Origin of the sequence: Pseudomonas sp. R4-35-07 (genome assembly GCF_003852235.1) — a bacterium.
Classification (GTDB): domain Bacteria; phylum Pseudomonadota; class Gammaproteobacteria; order Pseudomonadales; family Pseudomonadaceae; genus Aquipseudomonas.
The window spans coordinates 2633401-2648618 of the sequence record NZ_CP027732.1 but is presented as its reverse complement, the minus strand read 5'-3'; the positions used below and the strand labels follow the sequence as shown (position 1 = coordinate 2648618).

Genomic DNA, 15218 nt, shown 5'->3' with positions numbered 1-15218 from the left:
CCCTTCTCCAGGCGGAGGTACCTTCCTTTACCCAACGCCTGGAGTTTGTCCCATGCTGTTCACTACTCGCCTCACACGCCTGCTGCTGGGCAGCGCCCTGGCGCTCGGCCTGCTTGCCAATGCCCACGCCGCCGACCTGCAACCCTTGCGCGTGGCCAACCAGAAGTCGACGATCAAGGCGCTGCTGGAAGCCTCCGGCGAAACTAAAAACGTGCCCTACGAGATCAAGTGGTCGGAATTCCCCTCGGCCTCGCCCCTGGGCGAAGCGCTGAATGCCGGTGCGGTGGATGTCGGCGCCCTGGGCGATGCGCCCTATGTGTTCGCCCTCGGCGCCGGTGCGTCGCTCAAAGTGATCAGCATCATCCACGCCGAAGGGCGTAATACCACCGCGTTGCTGGTGCCCCAGGATTCGCCGATCAAGACCGCAACCGACCTCAAGGGTAAGAAAATCGTCACCGGGCGCGGCTCCATCGGCCATTACCTGGCGATCAAGGCGCTGGCCAGCGCCGGCCTGACGTCAAAGGATGTGCAGTTCATTTTCCTGCTGCCCGCCGAATCCCGCCTGGTGCTGGATAACGGCACCGCCGATGCCTGGGCGACCTGGGACCCGTACACCACCGTGGTCACCTCACAAAGCAACGCCCGGGTGCTGGTCAGCGGCAGGAACCTGCTGAGCAACCACCTGTACTTCGCCGCCACCGCCCAGGCCATTGCCGACAAGCGCGTGCAACTGGATGACTTTGTCGCCCGCGTCGACCGGGCCTACGCCTGGGCCAACAAGCACCCCGACGAATACGCCGCCGCCCAGGCCAAAATCACCGGCCTGCCGTTGGCGGTGCACATTGAAGTGGCCAAGGACACCCACCTGTCCCCGGTGCAGATTGACGACGCGGTGATCAGCGGCCTGCAAGCCACCGCCGACACCTACCAGAAGGAAGGCCTGTTGAGCCGGCACATCGACGTGTCGCAAGGCTTCGACAAGAGCTTCAACGCCCAGCGTGCCCCCAATTCCCAAGCATCGCGCTAAGGAGCAGAACATGAGCAAGCCACGTCAATTGAAACTCGGGGCCATGGTCCACGGTGTCGGCCACGGTTGGGGCGAATGGCGCCACCCGCAGGCGCAACCCAACGCCAGCACGAATTTCGGCTTTTACAAACAGCAGACCGAACTGGCCGAAGCCGCCCGGTTCGACTTCGTGTTCATCGCCGACAGCCTGCATATCCACGCCAAATCCAGCCCGCACTACCTCAACCGGTTTGAACCGCTGACCATCCTGTCGGCCCTGGCCGCGCTGACCACGCACATCGGCCTGGTTGCCACCGTGACCGTCAGCTACACCGAGCCCTACCAGGTGGCGCGCCAGTTTGCCTCGCTGGACCATATCAGCGGTGGCCGCGCCGGTTGGAACGTGGTCACTTCGTGGCTGAGCGGCACCGCCGATAACTTCGGCAAAGCCGAACACCCGCCTCACGCCGTGCGCTACCGCATCGCCAAGGAACACCTGAATGTAGTCAAGGGCCTGTGGGACTCTTGGGAAGACGACGCCTTTGCCTATAACAAGCACAGCGGCGAATTCTTCACCCCGCACAAGTTGCATGCGCTTAACCACCAGGGCGAATTTTTCTCGGTCAAGGGCCCGCTGAATATTGCGCGTTCGCGCCAGGGCCAGCCGGTGATTTTCCAGGCCGGTACCTCGGAAGACGGGCGCAACTTCGCCGCGCAGAATGCCGATGCGATCTTTGTGCATGTGGAGACTGTCGACGAGGGCAAAGCCTATACCGCCGACTTGAAACGCCGGGCCAAGGGCTTCGGGCGTGACCCCGACAGCCTGTCGATTCTGCCGGGTATCCGCCCGATTGTCGGGCGCGATGCCGCCGAAGTGGAAAGCCGTTATCAGCAGGCGGTGGAACTGGTCACCGTCGAAGATGCCATCGTCGCCCTCGGCCGTCCGTTCAACGATCATGACTTCAGCCAATACCCGCTTGACGCACCGTTCCCGGAACTCGGCGACCTGGGCGCCAACAGCCAGAAAGGCGGTTCCGAACGCATCAAGCAATTGGCCAGGGACGAAGGCCTGACCCTGCGCGAAGTGGCGCTGCGGTTCTCGCGGCCCAAGCGCGACTTCGTCGGCACGCCGGAGCAGGTCGCCGATGCGATCCAGCGCTGGTTCGAAGAGGGAGCCAGCGATGGCTTCATCATCAACTCGGTGCTGCCCGACGGCTTGCAGTACTTCACTGAGCTGGTGGTGCCGGTGCTGCAGCAGCGTGGGTTGTTTCGTACCGAGTACAGCGGTCAGACGTTGCGCGACAACCTAGGACTGGAGGTACCGGCCAACCGCTACAGCGTGGTTGAAGCCCCCGAAAAAGCCCTGGCCTGACACCATCCCCTGTGGGAGGGGGCTTGCTCCCGATGGCAATCTGTCAGGCGGTACATCCACTGGCTGAACCACCGCTATCGGGAGCAAGCCCCCTCCCACATTTGACCGAGTACATATTCATGACTCAATCATCTTTACGCGCTGTGGAGGCCGTCGATTTCGACATTCTGCTCGAACGCCTCAGCGCCGAGCTGGCCAGCACTGCCCACCTTTATGATGAAAGCGGCGCCTTCCCCCACGATAATTTCAAGCGACTGCATGAACACGGTCTGATCGCCCTCACCGTGCCCAGCGCCCTCGGCGGCGGCGGTGCCAGCCTGCCCCTGGCGCGCAAGGCCATCAGCGCGATTGCCAAGGGCGAGCCCTCCACCGCGCTGATCCTGGTGATGCAATACCTGCAGCACAGCCGCTTGCAGGACAGCAAGACCTGGCCCCGGCACTTGCGTGTGCGCGTCGGCGAAGACGCGGTGCGCCATGGCGCGCTGATCAATGCCCTGCGCGTCGAGCCCGACCTCGGCACGCCGGCCCGTGGCGGCTTGCCGGCGACCACCGCCGTACGCAGCGCCGACGGCTGGCGCATCAGCGGGCGCAAAATCTACTCCACCGGCAGCCATGGCCTGAGCTGGTTCAGCGTGTGGGCGCGCAGCGACGATGCCGACCCGCTGGTAGGCGCCTGGCTGGTGCCCAAGGACAGCCCCGGCGTGAGCATCATCGACACCTGGGATCACCTGGGCATGCGCGCCACCTGCAGCCATGAAGTGGTGCTCGACAACGTGCTGGTGCCGCTGGACCACGCCGTCAGCGTCAGCCCGCGCAGCGCGCCGCAGCCGGAGCTGGATGGCGAGGGCTTGCTGTGGATGTCGGTGCTGCTGTCCTCGGTGTACGACGCCGTGGCCCAGGCCGCGCGGGACTGGCTGGTGAACTGGCTCGAAGAACGCCAGCCGTCGAATCTCGGCGCAGCGCTGTCCACCTTGCCGCGTTTCCAGGAGACCGTCGGCCATATCGATACCCTGTTGTTTGCCAACCGCAGCCTGCTCGATGCCGCCGCCGACGGCCACACGCCGGCCGCCAATGCAGCGCAATTGAAGTACCTGGTGACTGGCAACGCTATCCGCGCGGTCGAGTTGGCTATCGAGGCCTCGGGCAACCCCGGCCTGTCACGGCATAGCCCACTGCAACGGCACTACCGCGATGTGCTGTGCAGTCGCGTCCACACGCCGCAGAACGACGCCGTGCTGCAAGGCGTCGGTAAAGCGGTGTTCGCCCAACGCCAGAAGGAACGCACATGAGTCAGCTGATTATTGCCAGCCAGTTGGACGAGGACTACAACGACGTAATCCGCGCACGTCTGGCCACGCGGCACCCCCACGCCCAGGTGATCGGCGTACCCGCCGGCGTACCGAGCGACCTGCCGCCCCAGGCGAATATCCTGCTGCTGCGCCCTATCAATGTGCGCGGCTACACTGCACCGGACACGCCACCACCGGGCTGGCCGTACGGCGCGCGATGGGTGCACCTGGTGTCATCGGGCATCGACTTCTACCCGCATTGGCTGTTCAACGGCCCTCCCGTCACCACCTCACGGGGCAGCGCCGCCGACAACCTCGCCGAGTTCGCCCTGGCGGCGATCTTTGCCGCGTCCAAGCATTTGCCGGACATTTGGGTGAAAGACGCGCAATGGCAATTCACCGCCCTGCGCCCACTCAAGGGCACCACCCTGGGCATCCTCGGCTTCGGCGCGATTGGTCAAAGCCTAGCGCAGAAAGCCCTGGCCCTGGGCATCAATGTCGTCGCGTTGCGGCAGAGCCTGACACCGTTTGGCGTGGGTGTAGAAGCCGCCAAGGACATCCACGACCTGTTCGCCCGTGCCGACCACCTGGTGGTGGCAGCACCGCTGACCGAGGCCACGCGGCACATCATCAACCGTGACGTGCTGGGCAGCGCCAAACCGGGGCTGCACCTGATCAATATCGCGCGCGGTGGGTTGCTGGATCAAAAAGCATTGTTGGAAGCGCTGGATAACGGCCAGATCGGCCTGGCGTCACTGGACGTGACCGAGCCGGAGCCGTTGCCGGATGGGCATCCGTTGTACAGCCATCCGAGGGTGCGGTTGTCGCCGCATACGTCGGCGATTTCGACCAATAGCCGCAATGAGATTGCCGATACGTTTCTGGCCAATCTGGAGCGCTATGTTTCGGGCATCGAATTGGCAAATCTCGCTAACGCCTGACGCCGTTTAAATGTGGGAGGGGGCTTGCTCCCGATAGCGGTGGGTCAGTCATTGATATAGAGACTGACACACCGCCATCGGGAGCAAGCCCCCTCCCACATTGATTCGGTGTCAGCCATTATTTGATGCGGTAGTGGAAGGTGTTGCGCACCGCCGGCACGGCGACTGGCTGGCCGTCGACGACCCTGGGCTGATAGCGAAAGGTATTCGCCGCCGCCAGTGAAGGCCGGATAAACAACGGGTGACAGCCGTCCAGCACCTTGGGATTTTCCACGCGGCCCTGGGTATTGACGGTGTACTCCACCGAACAGTCGCCTTCAATATTTTTGTCCAGTGCGCGCTCCGGGTAGTCCGGCGCTTCCTTGCTCAAGGGCTGATATTGGCGGCTGTCGAACGCCGGAGTGGGTGCCGGTACAGCAACTTGGGCTTTCTCGGACGCTACACGCTCTTGGTTCAGGCGTTGCTGTTCCATCTCCCGATTGCGTTGCTCGGTGGCCTGGCGCTGCTGTTGCCGCTCGATTTTCTGCGCTTCGACCCGTTTGCGCGCCAGAGCGGCCTTCTCGATTTTCTGCGCCTGGATCTGCGGGTCAACCGTCGGTTTGGGCGGTACCGGTACCGGGACCGCAACCGGCTCAGGCAATGCGAGCGCTACAGGCTCAGGCGCCGGCGCCGGCATCATCACCAGTTGCGTATGCATCACCCGTGGCGCGTCCGCCACCAGTTTCTCCGGCGACCAGCCCAGCATCAGTGCCGCCACTACCGCCACATGCAGCGCCACGGCGAGGCCTGCCGCGAGACTGACGCGCCACATCCCGTCGCTGTGTGGCGCCCGCGCCTGTGTCGGGCTGTGCATGATCATCGCCGTCATTGCGGGGCCTCGGTCACCAGCCCCAGGTTGCTGACACCGCCCTTCTGCAACACCGCCATGGCCGCCACCACGCGGCCGTACCCCGCGTTGTCGTCCGCGCGGATATACACCTGGGTGTCGCTGCGCGCCGCCACCACCTGCATGACCTTGGCGCCCATTTCTTCCAGGCTCACGGCGCTGTCGGTCTGGTTGCGGGTGTCGAGCTCGCCGCCCAGGTTCCAGTAGTAACCGCCGTCCGCCTGCACCGACAGCGTGAGGATCTGCTGGCGGGTGTCAGTGGCCAGCGCCTCGGCGGCGACCTTGGGCAGTTCGACCTTCACGCCCTGGGTCAGCATCGGCGCGGTGACCATGAAGATCACCAGCAGCACCAGCATCACGTCGATGTAAGGCACCACGTTCATCTCGGCCTTGGGCCCGTGCTTGCGTTGCGGCCTGGTCAACATCGGTTCGCTCCTTGTTCAGGCGGCCACGGCCAAGTTGATCGGGGTACCGCGCAGGGCACGGTGCAGGCGCACTTGCAGTTCGTTGCCGAAGGCGTAGTAACGGGTGAGCAGGCTCTGGCTGCGCGCGGCAAAGCGGTTATAGGCGATCACGGCCGGGATCGCCGCGAACAGGCCGATGGCCGTGGCAATCAAGGCTTCAGCGATGCCCGGCGCCACCGTCGACAACGTGGCCTGTTGCACCTGGGACAAGCCGAGGAAGGAATTCATGATGCCCCACACCGTGCCGAACAGGCCGATGTAGGGGCTGACCGAGCCCACTGTCGCGAGAAACTGCAGGCCCTTTTCCAGCTCAAGCTCCTGCTCGGTGATCGCCACCTGCAAGGCGCGCTCCACGCCTTCGAGCACTGCGGGATCGTGGTGGTGCAGGTGCTGGTATTCCTGCAGGCCGGCGATAAAAATCGGCGCCACACCGCCCTCACCCGCCTGCACAGCGTCGCGATACAGCGGTTGCAGATCCGATGCGGCGCGAAAGCGCACCACGAAGGCGTGCAACTGCCGCTCCAGGCGCCGCAGCACACTGCCGCGCCGGATGATCAGGTACCAACTGATCACCGATGCCAACAGCAAGGTGATCATCACCGCCTTGACCAATAGGCTGGCGTCGCTGATCAAGCTCCAGATCGTCATATGTTCCATCGTCGCATGCATGGTGAAGCTCCTATTCGATTAAATACGCGTGACTGGGTGATGACAGCTCAAGGTAATTTCAATGCGCGGGTCACCTCGTCCCAGGGCACGAACTTGAAATTCTGGGCTTGCTCGGGCATGCGCTTGCGCCCGTCCTGCACCACCAGCATGCCTTGGCTCCACGGCCCACCCAGGTTGACGGCAGTGGCCTCGAGGCCGTCGGTTTCCGAGGCGCCATCGATGCCGGCGGCGGCGTTCAAACCGACGCGAAACGCCCCTCGCACGGCGAACGGCGGTTCGGCGTCGAGCACCAGGTAGCTGTCATTGCCCTGGCTGGAGACCACCAGGTAACCCCGCGCGGGGCTCTGATACAGCGCCAGGCCCTCGACGTCCGCATGCAACTGCGCACCCACCTTGATCACGCTGGCCAGGGTGGCCGGCTGGTCGGCACGCGCATCCACCGCCCACACGCCGACGTCTTCTTCCCCGAGAAACAAGCGCTGGCGTTGGTCATCGGCCACGCAGCCTTCCGGCTGGCTGTCGACCTTGAACTGGCGCACCAACTCGCCTTGCACACGCCCGGCCGGCGCACTCAGGCGGTATTGCAGGAAGGTGCCGTCCTTGCCATTGGCGATGGCATAGAGCTCGCCGCTGGCGGGCTGGAACAGGCAGATGCCGTAGATTTCCTTGAGCGGCGTCGGCACTTCGCCGGCTGCCTGCAGCTCGCCGCTCTGTCGGTCAATGCTGAACAGGCTCAGGCTGTTGCGATCGCGATTGCTGGCGACGGCGAGGTCGACGGTCTGTGCGCCAAGCTTGAAGTTGGGGCGCACGTCGACGTTGTTCAGGCGCCCCACGGCCAGTTCCTGCAACAGCTTGCCGTTGAGGTCGTAGGCCAGCAGGCCCTGTTTTTTGTTGGTGCCCAGCACACGGCTTTTCGCGGGGGTGTGCGGGTGAATCCAGATCGCCGGATCATCCGCCGCATCGCCCTGGCGGCTCACGGGTTCGGTCTGGCGCAATGCGCCGACCTGCGGCAGCACCGGGGCAGCCGGCACCGGCGTGGCCTGCCAGTCGAGGCGGCCCTGATAGAGCTGGCCGCTGTCGTCATCGCGCACCAGCAACTGCCGGCCGTGGATCGCCACTTGCTCCGGCTCCTTGAGGCCCGGCAAGCTCAGGCTCGACTGCTCGACCCAACGTTCGCCGGTTTGCTGGAACAGATGCAATTGCGCGGTTTTCGGGTCCAGGGCCACCATTCCACCCGGCACCAGCGCCATGGCGCCGGCTTCGCGCCTGGGGTCATCGAACAGCGCAACGGGCGTGCGTTTCACCGCGGCTTCCGGGTGCGCCGGGTAGGCCCACCAGCCGATATTGGTCTCGTTCACCACCAGGCGCGCGGCCGCATCGTCCACCTGGCAGAACTGCGCCGATGGCGGCAGCGGCAGCCCGCGTACACGCTGCGCCTGGGCCAGCAGCGTCGCGGCGTTGCCCACCAGCCATTGCTCACCTTTGCCCTCCTCGCCCACCAGGAACACAAACAGGTTGGCCGCCGAATCGCGGTACAGGCACAGGCCATTCACCGGGTAATCGCGGGTCGGCAGGTACAGGGGTTTGCCCCAGGTTTTGCCGGCGCTGTCCAGGCTGATCAGCAAGGTCTGTTGGCGATGGTTGTCGAGACTGGCGACCAGCGTTTGAGTGCCGACGGTGCGTGTGTCGAGGCTGCTGAAATTACCCTTGAATCGGGCCAGCTCGGCGCCTTTATCGTCAAGCAGTAACAGGCCGTCGCGGGCACTGGCGGCGAGGCGTTGGGTGCCGTTGGGCAGGAAGGCGACAGCCTCAGCAGTCAACCCCGGCGCCCAGGGAGACAGGGCCAAGTCAACTGCTAACACCTGGCCTGACAGCGCCATCAACAGCAACAGCTTGCAAATTCTCATGGACAAACAAATCCTTTAAATACGATGAAGATCCAATGTGGGAGGGGGCTTGCTCCCGATGGCGGTGGTTCAGTCAATGTATGTGCTGCCAGACACACCGCTATCGGGAGCAAGCCCCCTCCCACATTTCGACCGAGGTGTGGGTTAGAAATGGGTGAAGGTCAGGCCCAGCTTGTAAGTAGGCCCGTATTCCTCGTACTGGCCGTTGTAGCTGCGGTGGCCGGTGTAGACGAAGTACGACTCATCCGTGAGGTTCTGCGCCTCGAAGCTGACTTGCAGGTTTTTGCTCAGCGAATAGCGCGCGCTGAAATCGACGAAGGTCTGCGCATCCACATGCAGGTCGTGGGCCTTGTCGTTGATCGACGCCAGCTCGTACAGGTAGGCCGACTTGTAGTTGGCCGAAACACGCAGGCTGAACCTGTCATCTTCCCAGCCCAGCATCAGGTTGCCGACGGTGTCCGACTGGTTGGGCAGGCTGATGTTGCGCTTGCGGTTACCGCCACTGGCGCTGTCGAAGCCCTCGATATCCGCGCTGGAGCGGCTGAAGGTGCTGTTGGCGCCGATCAGCAGGCCGTTCCATGGCGCGGGCAGCCAGTCGAATTTTTGCGAGTAAGCCAGTTCCAGGCCATACAGCTTGGCGCTGTCGCCGTTGGCGAAGGTGTGCGCCTCGGCAAAGTTGGCCCAGGCACCAGTGCCGGCGACGTCGGTGTTGTAAACGAAATTCTGGATGTCCTTGTAGAACACGAACGCCGACACGGTACCGGCGCGGCCCATGAAGTGTTCGATGCCCAGGTCCAGGTTGCTCGATTCCAGGGGCTTGAGGTCCGGGTTGCCGAAGGTGGCCTCGTCATCGTCGATCACGAAACCGGGGGCCAGTTGGCCGAAGGTCGGGCGCACCACGGATTTGGTCCAGGCAGCGCGCACCTGGGTGTTCTTGTCGATCTGGTAGCGCGCATGCAGGCCCGGCAGCCAGTGGTGATAACGGCGCTTGGTCTCGGTGGCGCTGAACTGGCCGTCCGTGGCGCCGGTGCCCTTGGCGTCGAACTCGGTGCCCTCGTAGCGCATCCCGGCGATGAAGCGCCAGTCGTCGATATCGACGGTGTTCATCAGGTAGCCGGCGTTGATGTCTTCGTGGATGGTGAAGTCGTTGACCCGGGATTCGGTGGGGTCGTAGAAGTCATCGCGGTTGAGGCCGCCGATCAGTTGGCGGATGTTACCCGCGCTGATACCCGGCCCGAAACGGCCAAGGCGGTAGTCGACATTACCCTTCTGGAATTGGCTGAGGTTGAGCTGTTCGTCAGTCAGGCCCTGTTCATCCAGGTCCTTGTAGACCCAGGCCTCCAGGTCGTTGTCCTTGTGGCGCCGGCTGACCTTGCCGCCGAACTTGAACTGGGAGGCGTAGCCACTCAGGTCATAGTCGCGGGCCAGGTCCAGGCGCAGGTTTTTCTCGGTGTCCTGGGTGTGCTGTTTTTCCCAGTCAACCTTGTCGAGAGTGAAACTGCCGGGGTCGTAGAAGCTGTTGCCAATGATCGGGCGTGGCTTGGCCGTGTCGTAGAAGCCGCTGTCGGCAAAGTCACCGCCGTCGAACGTGGCCCCGGCAATATGCGCCGGGCTGTCTTCACTGGAGCGGCTGTAGCCGGCCTGGCCGCTCAAGGTCCAGAGGCCAAGCATGCGTTCGCCGCCGAACACGTAGGACTGGATTTGCTGGGTTTCCTCGCGGTTCTTCAGCTTGCGCTTACCCTCGGCCTCGCCCAGTTCGCCCGGCGCCTGGGGGTCTGCGAATTCGAGGCTGGCGGCGTTGCGGGTTTCGGTGTCCTTGTAGCGACTGTAGAGGGTGCGCAGGTAGTAGCTGCTCAGGTCATCGGGCTTGTAGTCGAAGTTCAGCCCGCCACCGGCGCGTTCGCGGCGGATGTCATAGTCGCGCTGTTCGAACTCGTTGAGCCTGGCGCCGTTGCTGAAATCCCAGGCGCCGCCGGTCTCGACGTTGTCCGAGCCGAAATCACGCTGCTGCCAACTGAGGGCCGCGGCCACGCCGAAGTTGTCGACACCGTCGCCGAGGCTGAAACGGTTGCTGGCGGCGCCGGAGAATTTCGGGCTGGTCTGGGCGGTGTTCTTGTCATAGCTGGCCTCGGTGCTGCCGGTATAGAACAGGCCCTTGTGGTCGAACGCCGACAGGCTCTTCACGTCGACGGTGCCGCCAAGGGAGTTGGCGTCCATGTCCGGCGTGAGGGTCTTGATCACCGACAGCGACTGCACCAGTTCCGAGGGCAGTACGTCGAGGGCCACGGCGCGGCGCTCGCTCTCGGGCGACGGCACCAGGGTGCCGTTGATGGTCACGCTGTTGAGGTCCGGGCCCAGGCCGCGCACGCTGACGAACCGGCCTTCGCCCTGGTCGCGCTCCACACTGACTCCCGGCAGGCGCTGCACCGCTTCGGCGACGTTCTCGTCCGGCAACTGCGCCACACCGTCGGCATGCACCACGCTCTTGATGCTGTCGGAGCTGCGCTGTTCCTTGAGGGCGCTGCCGATGGCGGCGGCTTGGCCGACCACCTCGACATGCTCGGTCTCGGCAGCATTGAGCCGCTCGCAGGTGATCGCCAGGGCCAAGGCGGTAAGCGTAAAGCTGACGAGCCCGGTGCGCTTGTACATGAAACCCTCCCCAAGAATCCGTTGGCGCCAGGCAAGGGGCCCGGCAACTGGAAGGGCAAGCTAGGGGTGGGGGATGACGGTTCTGTGACAGAACTCGGTGTGAAGGCCCGTAAACCGGGGTTCAGCGCGGTACTGCCGGTGCAAATGAGCTGATATGACCTGTGAAGATCCCCTGTGGGAGGGGGCTTGCCCCCGATAGCGGTGTGTCAGCCCCAATAGCTCTGACTGATGCACCGCTATCGGGAGCAAGCCCCCTCCCACATTTTGATTTTCATCGCCCTTTGATGTGAGCTGATCCGACCCTCCTCCACCGTCATCCAACCGTCACATGCATCTGCTGTGCTGGCGCTCACGACTGGACCATCCAAGGACCCGCACCCATGTTCTGCGTGCTCAAACCCCATCGCTGGAAGCTCGCCCTGCTGCTGATCGCTGCCAACCTCGGGCTGATCCTGCACCTGGCCTGCGGCGAGCTCAAAAGCCTCAGTGAGTGGGTGTGGCTGGATATCGTCGGTGAAGGCGGTTCGGCGCTGCTCGCGTTGATATGGCTCGGCCTGGTACTGAAAAGCCGCCCCGCCGGGCGAGTCACCAACTACTTGGCACTGGGCCTGTCGTGCATCTTCTTTTCCTGGTGGATCGACAGCCTCGACGAGTTCATTCGCCTGCCCGACAGCATCACCTGGGACCACTGGCTGGAGTCGGGGCCGATGCCGGTGGGCATGATCCTGCTGACGATCGGCATCTACCACTGGCACCGCGAACAACTGGCGATCAGTGCACAGATGGAAAAGCGCGAGCGCCTGTTCCGCGAGCATCGGCTGTTCGACAAACTCACGCCCCTGGCCGGTGCCGACTACCTCAAGCGCCAGCTCGAAAGCAGCCTGCACGACAGCCGCGACCAGCAGCAACCGCTGTCGCTGCTGGCCCTGGACCTGGACCACTTTGCCGCCATCAACCAGGCCTACGGGCATGCCGAGGGCGATGCGGTACTGCAGGCGGTCAGCCATGTGCTGTTGCTCAACCTGCGCCGCCAGGACCTGCTGTGCCGCCTGGCGGGCGACCGCTTTGTGGTGCTGCTGGCCAACACCGGCGAGCGCCAGGCTCAGGGGTTGGCGCTGGAGTTGCAGCAAGCGGTGCAGAGCCTGGCGCACAAAACCCGGCTGCAGGGCGAACGCCTGCAACTGGCGGCGACCACGGCGGTGGTAATGGCCCTGGACGAGCCGCCCCACGATCTGCTCAGGCGCCTGAACCTGGCGCTGGCGCGGGCCAAGCAACCCCTTGCGAAAAGCGCTTGAGATGGCCGTCAAAGCCAGCTGGTATGAAAGCGACAGCCGCTTCATTCCCGGCCATTACCAACCTGCCACGTTGATCGACCTGGCGTTGTCTCGGGACATCGACAGCCATCGCCTGCTGCGCGGCACCGGGCTGTTCCACGAAGACATCCTGGCCGGCAACGCCCGCTTGAGCCCCCGGCAGTTCCTCGACGTGATCGGCAACAGCCGCAAACTGCTGGACGCCGATGACAGCAGTTTCCTGTTTGGCCAACGCTTGCTGCCCGGCCACTATGGCGCGGCCAGCCATGCCCTCGGGCATGCGCAGAATCTGCACCAGGCGCTGGAGATCCTGATCCAGCAACAGGTGCTGCTCAGCCCGCTGGTTACGTTGGACCTGGAGCTGGATGAGCACCATGCCTACCTGTACTGGCGGGACAGTTGCGGCGCCGGCGAGCACTGGCGTTTTGTGCTGGAGGCGAGCATGACCTCGCTGGTGGCCATGAGCCAATGGCTCAGCGGCCAGCGCCTGCCGTGGGTGTGCGCTTTCAGCCACGCCGAGCCGCGCTATGTGGAGCAATACTGGGTGCACCTGGGCGAACACACGCGCTTCGAACGTCCGTTGGACATGATGTGCCTGCCGCGCGAGTACCTGACCCGCGCCTGGCCCGGTGCCTCGGCCACGGCAGGCCAGGTGGCGCGCCAGCACGCCCGCGAGCAGATCGACCAGTTGGGCTTTGCCGCCAGCTTTCTCGACTGCCTCCATGACTACCTGCGCGAGCACGTGCGCCAGCCGCCGAGCCTGGAACAGGCCGCACTGGCCTTCGCCATGAGCCCGGCGACCCTCAAGCGCAAGCTGCACAAGCACGACACCGGCTTTCAGCAACAGGTGGACCGGGTACGCAAGCACATGGCGTTGCACCTGTATCAGGTCAAAGGCTTGAGCAACGATGAAGTCGCCGCGTACCTGAACTTCAACGATGCGGCGAACTTTCGGCGCGCGTTCAAGCGCTGGACCGGCAGCACGCCCAGCCTGATCCGTCAGTTGTTCAGCAGCCGCTAGCCAGGCGTTCGCGCAGGAACTCGACCAACGCCTGCACCGGCCGCGAACTCTGCCGATGCTGGGGGTACACCGCCGATAAGGTCAGGGCTTCGGGGGCGAACGCGTCCAGTACGCTGACCAGGCGGCCGTCCTTCAACGCGTCGCCGACGATAAAGGTCGGCAGGTAGGTCACGCCCAGGCCGGCAATCGCGGTGTCACGCAGCAGGTCGCCGTTATTGACGCGCATGCGCCCGCTCACGTTCAGCGCTTGCAGCTTGCCCTTGAAGCGCCATTGCACGTGGCGGCCGTGGCCGTAGGGCAGGCAATCGTGGGCGGCGAGGTCATCGGGCTTTTGCGGTGTGCCGCGCAGGGCCAGGTAGTCGGGGCTGGCGCAGTAGACCCGTGGGATGCTGGCGATGCGACGGGCGATCAAGGTGGAATCTTCCAGGGTGCCGATGCGCAGCACCAGGTCGTAGCCTTCACCTATCAGGTCCACCGGGCGGTCGCTGAGGTCGACTTCCACCGCCACCTCGGGATAGCGCTGCAAGAACAGCGGCAACAGGCAACCCAGATGCGCCATGGCAAACGACAACGGCGCGCTGAGGCGAATGGTGCCGCGCGGTTCGCTGTTCTGACCGGCAATGCCCTGCTCCACTTGCTCCACATCACTGAGCAGGCGCAAGGCGGATTCGTAGTAACTCTGGCCCAGAGGCGTGACATCCAGGCGACGCGTGGAGCGGTTGAGCAGGCGCACGCCGAGGCGATCCTCGAGCTGGATCAGGCGGCGGCTGACAAACTGCTTGGACAGGCCCAGTTGCTCGGCGGCGGCGGTGAAACTGCCGGATTCCATGACCTGGCAGAACAGGCGCATGTCTTCGAAAGGGTTCATTGTCGCTTCTCGGTGGACGATGGGCTGTTTTATAACCGGTTGGTCGCAGCACCACAAATCAAAATGTGAACACAGGCAAATGTGGGAGGGGGCTTGCCCCCGATAGCGGTGCGTCAGCAACAGATAAGCTGACTGATACACCGCTATCGGGAGCAAGCCCCCCTCCCACAGGGATTACCGACAGGTTTGAGGACGAGTTACTTGGCGGTGAACGCCGAGTAGCTGTTCATCAGGTTGCGGTAGTTGGGGATGCGCGGTGACAGCAGGTTGGCCAGGCCTTCCATGTCGTTGCGCCAGTCAACCTGCAGCTCGCAGGCCACGGCGAACCAGTTCACCAGTTGCGCACCGGCCGCAGTCATGCGCGCCCAGGCGGCTTGTTGCACGGTTTCGTTGAAGGTGCCGGAGGCGTCGGTGACCACGAACACCTCAAAGCCTTCATCGAGGGCACACAGGGTCGGGAACGCGACGCACACATCGGTTACGACACCGGCAATGATGATCTGCTTGCGGCCGGTCGCCTTGACAGCCTTGACGAACTCTTCGTTGTCCCAGGCGTTGATCTGGCCAGGGCGGGCGATGTACGGCGCGTCCGGGAACAGCGCCTTGAGTTCCGGTACCAGCGGGCCATTGGGGCCGCTTTCGAAGCTGGTGGTCAGGATGGTCGGCAGGTTGAAGAACTTCGCCACGTCGGCCAGGGCCAGTACGTTGTTCTTGAATTCGTTGGGGGAGAAATCCTGCACCAGCGAAATCAGGCCGGTCTGGTGATCGACCAGCAGTACAACAGCATCATCTTTGTTCAAGCGCGAATAAGTCATGCGGGTAACTCCTTTGGG

13 protein-coding genes are annotated in these 15218 nt (G+C 63.9%); 6 read left to right on the top strand and 7 right to left on the bottom strand.

Annotation, left to right across the window (positions count from 1 at the left end):
• Window positions 1–52: 52 nt before the first annotated feature.
• The 4 genes from C4J89_RS12115 to C4J89_RS12100 all read left to right on the top strand — a co-directional run bounded on the left by C4J89_RS12115 (window position 53) and on the right by C4J89_RS12100 (window position 4608).
• On the top strand, window positions 53–1027 hold the full coding sequence (locus tag C4J89_RS12115) for an ABC transporter substrate-binding protein (RefSeq protein ID WP_124414530.1): 975 nt from the start codon (window positions 53–55) through the stop codon (window positions 1025–1027).
• Between the two features lie 10 nt (window positions 1028–1037).
• Window positions 1038–2378, top strand: a complete 1341-nt coding sequence (locus C4J89_RS12110) for an LLM class flavin-dependent oxidoreductase (protein ID WP_124414529.1) — start codon at window positions 1038–1040, stop codon at window positions 2376–2378.
• 119 nt (window positions 2379–2497) lie between these two features.
• Window positions 2498–3667: an acyl-CoA dehydrogenase family protein gene (locus C4J89_RS12105; protein WP_124414528.1), complete on the top strand. Its 1170-nt coding sequence runs from the start codon at window positions 2498–2500 to the stop codon at window positions 3665–3667.
• Window positions 3664–4608 (top strand): D-isomer specific 2-hydroxyacid dehydrogenase family protein, encoded by a 945-nt coding sequence (locus tag C4J89_RS12100; protein WP_124414527.1) that lies wholly within the window; start codon window positions 3664–3666, stop codon window positions 4606–4608. Before C4J89_RS12105 ends, C4J89_RS12100 begins: the two co-directional genes overlap by 4 nt.
• A 118-nt stretch (window positions 4609–4726) precedes the next feature.
• Here C4J89_RS12100 and C4J89_RS12095 read toward each other — a convergent pair whose 3' ends face one another.
• The 5 genes from C4J89_RS12095 to C4J89_RS12075 all read right to left on the bottom strand — a co-directional run bounded on the left by C4J89_RS12095 (window position 4727) and on the right by C4J89_RS12075 (window position 11183).
• Entirely contained in the window at window positions 4727–5476 is a 750-nt protein-coding gene (locus C4J89_RS12095) for an energy transducer TonB (protein ID WP_124414526.1), read from the bottom strand.
• Window positions 5473–5919: a protein TolR gene (tolR, locus tag C4J89_RS12090; RefSeq protein WP_124414525.1), complete on the bottom strand. Its 447-nt coding sequence runs from the start codon at window positions 5917–5919 to the stop codon at window positions 5473–5475. The genes C4J89_RS12095 and tolR overlap by 4 nt, the downstream gene beginning before the upstream one ends.
• Before the next feature lie 15 nt (window positions 5920–5934).
• The gene (tolQ, locus tag C4J89_RS12085) at window positions 5935–6627 is read right to left on the bottom strand and encodes a protein TolQ (protein ID WP_124414524.1); all 693 of its coding nucleotides are present in this window, start codon (window positions 6625–6627) and stop codon (window positions 5935–5937) included.
• A 47-nt stretch (window positions 6628–6674) separates the two neighbouring features.
• A complete protein-coding gene (locus tag C4J89_RS12080) occupies window positions 6675–8534 on the bottom strand; it encodes a phytase (protein WP_124414523.1) in 1860 nt (619 codons plus the stop codon).
• 144 nt (window positions 8535–8678) lie between these two features.
• A complete protein-coding gene (locus C4J89_RS12075) occupies window positions 8679–11183 on the bottom strand; it encodes a TonB-dependent receptor (RefSeq protein WP_124414522.1) in 2505 nt (834 codons plus the stop codon).
• 380 nt (window positions 11184–11563) lie between these two features.
• Here C4J89_RS12075 and C4J89_RS12070 point away from each other — a divergent pair, with 380 nt between their 5' ends.
• Both C4J89_RS12070 and C4J89_RS12065 read left to right on the top strand, forming a co-directional pair.
• The gene (locus C4J89_RS12070; protein WP_124362570.1) at window positions 11564–12478 is read left to right on the top strand and encodes a GGDEF domain-containing protein; all 915 of its coding nucleotides are present in this window, start codon (window positions 11564–11566) and stop codon (window positions 12476–12478) included.
• Window position 12479: 1 nt separating this feature from the next.
• Entirely contained in the window at window positions 12480–13517 is a 1038-nt protein-coding gene (locus tag C4J89_RS12065; protein ID WP_124414521.1) for an AraC family transcriptional regulator, read from the top strand.
• Here C4J89_RS12065 and C4J89_RS12060 read toward each other — a convergent pair.
• Window positions 13504–14385: a LysR family transcriptional regulator gene (locus C4J89_RS12060; RefSeq protein ID WP_124366798.1), complete on the bottom strand. Its 882-nt coding sequence runs from the start codon at window positions 14383–14385 to the stop codon at window positions 13504–13506. The two genes, C4J89_RS12065 and C4J89_RS12060, sit on opposite strands and share 14 nt — an antisense overlap.
• Window positions 14386–14582: 197 nt before the next feature.
• A complete protein-coding gene (gene ycaC / locus C4J89_RS12055; RefSeq protein WP_057722054.1) occupies window positions 14583–15200 on the bottom strand; it encodes an isochorismate family cysteine hydrolase YcaC in 618 nt (205 codons plus the stop codon).
• Window positions 15201–15218: the final 18 nt, after the last annotated feature.

Coding starts and splice junctions, on each gene's coding strand:
- C4J89_RS12115 (WP_124414530.1), top strand. CDS start 53: ATGCTGTTCACTACTCGCCTCACACGCCTGCTGCTGGGCAGCGCCCTG.
- C4J89_RS12110 (WP_124414529.1), top strand. CDS start 1,038: ATGAGCAAGCCACGTCAATTGAAACTCGGGGCCATGGTCCACGGTGTC.
- C4J89_RS12105 (WP_124414528.1), top strand. CDS start 2,498: ATGACTCAATCATCTTTACGCGCTGTGGAGGCCGTCGATTTCGACATT.
- C4J89_RS12100 (WP_124414527.1), top strand. CDS start 3,664: ATGAGTCAGCTGATTATTGCCAGCCAGTTGGACGAGGACTACAACGAC.
- C4J89_RS12095 (WP_124414526.1), bottom strand. CDS start 5,476: ATGACGGCGATGATCATGCACAGCCCGACACAGGCGCGGGCGCCACAC.
- tolR (WP_124414525.1), bottom strand. CDS start 5,919: ATGTTGACCAGGCCGCAACGCAAGCACGGGCCCAAGGCCGAGATGAAC.
- tolQ (WP_124414524.1), bottom strand. CDS start 6,627: ATGCATGCGACGATGGAACATATGACGATCTGGAGCTTGATCAGCGAC.
- C4J89_RS12080 (WP_124414523.1), bottom strand. CDS start 8,534: ATGAGAATTTGCAAGCTGTTGCTGTTGATGGCGCTGTCAGGCCAGGTG.
- C4J89_RS12075 (WP_124414522.1), bottom strand. CDS start 11,183: ATGTACAAGCGCACCGGGCTCGTCAGCTTTACGCTTACCGCCTTGGCC.
- C4J89_RS12070 (WP_124362570.1), top strand. CDS start 11,564: ATGTTCTGCGTGCTCAAACCCCATCGCTGGAAGCTCGCCCTGCTGCTG.
- C4J89_RS12065 (WP_124414521.1), top strand. CDS start 12,480: ATGGCCGTCAAAGCCAGCTGGTATGAAAGCGACAGCCGCTTCATTCCC.
- C4J89_RS12060 (WP_124366798.1), bottom strand. CDS start 14,385: ATGAACCCTTTCGAAGACATGCGCCTGTTCTGCCAGGTCATGGAATCC.
- ycaC (WP_057722054.1), bottom strand. CDS start 15,200: ATGACTTATTCGCGCTTGAACAAAGATGATGCTGTTGTACTGCTGGTC.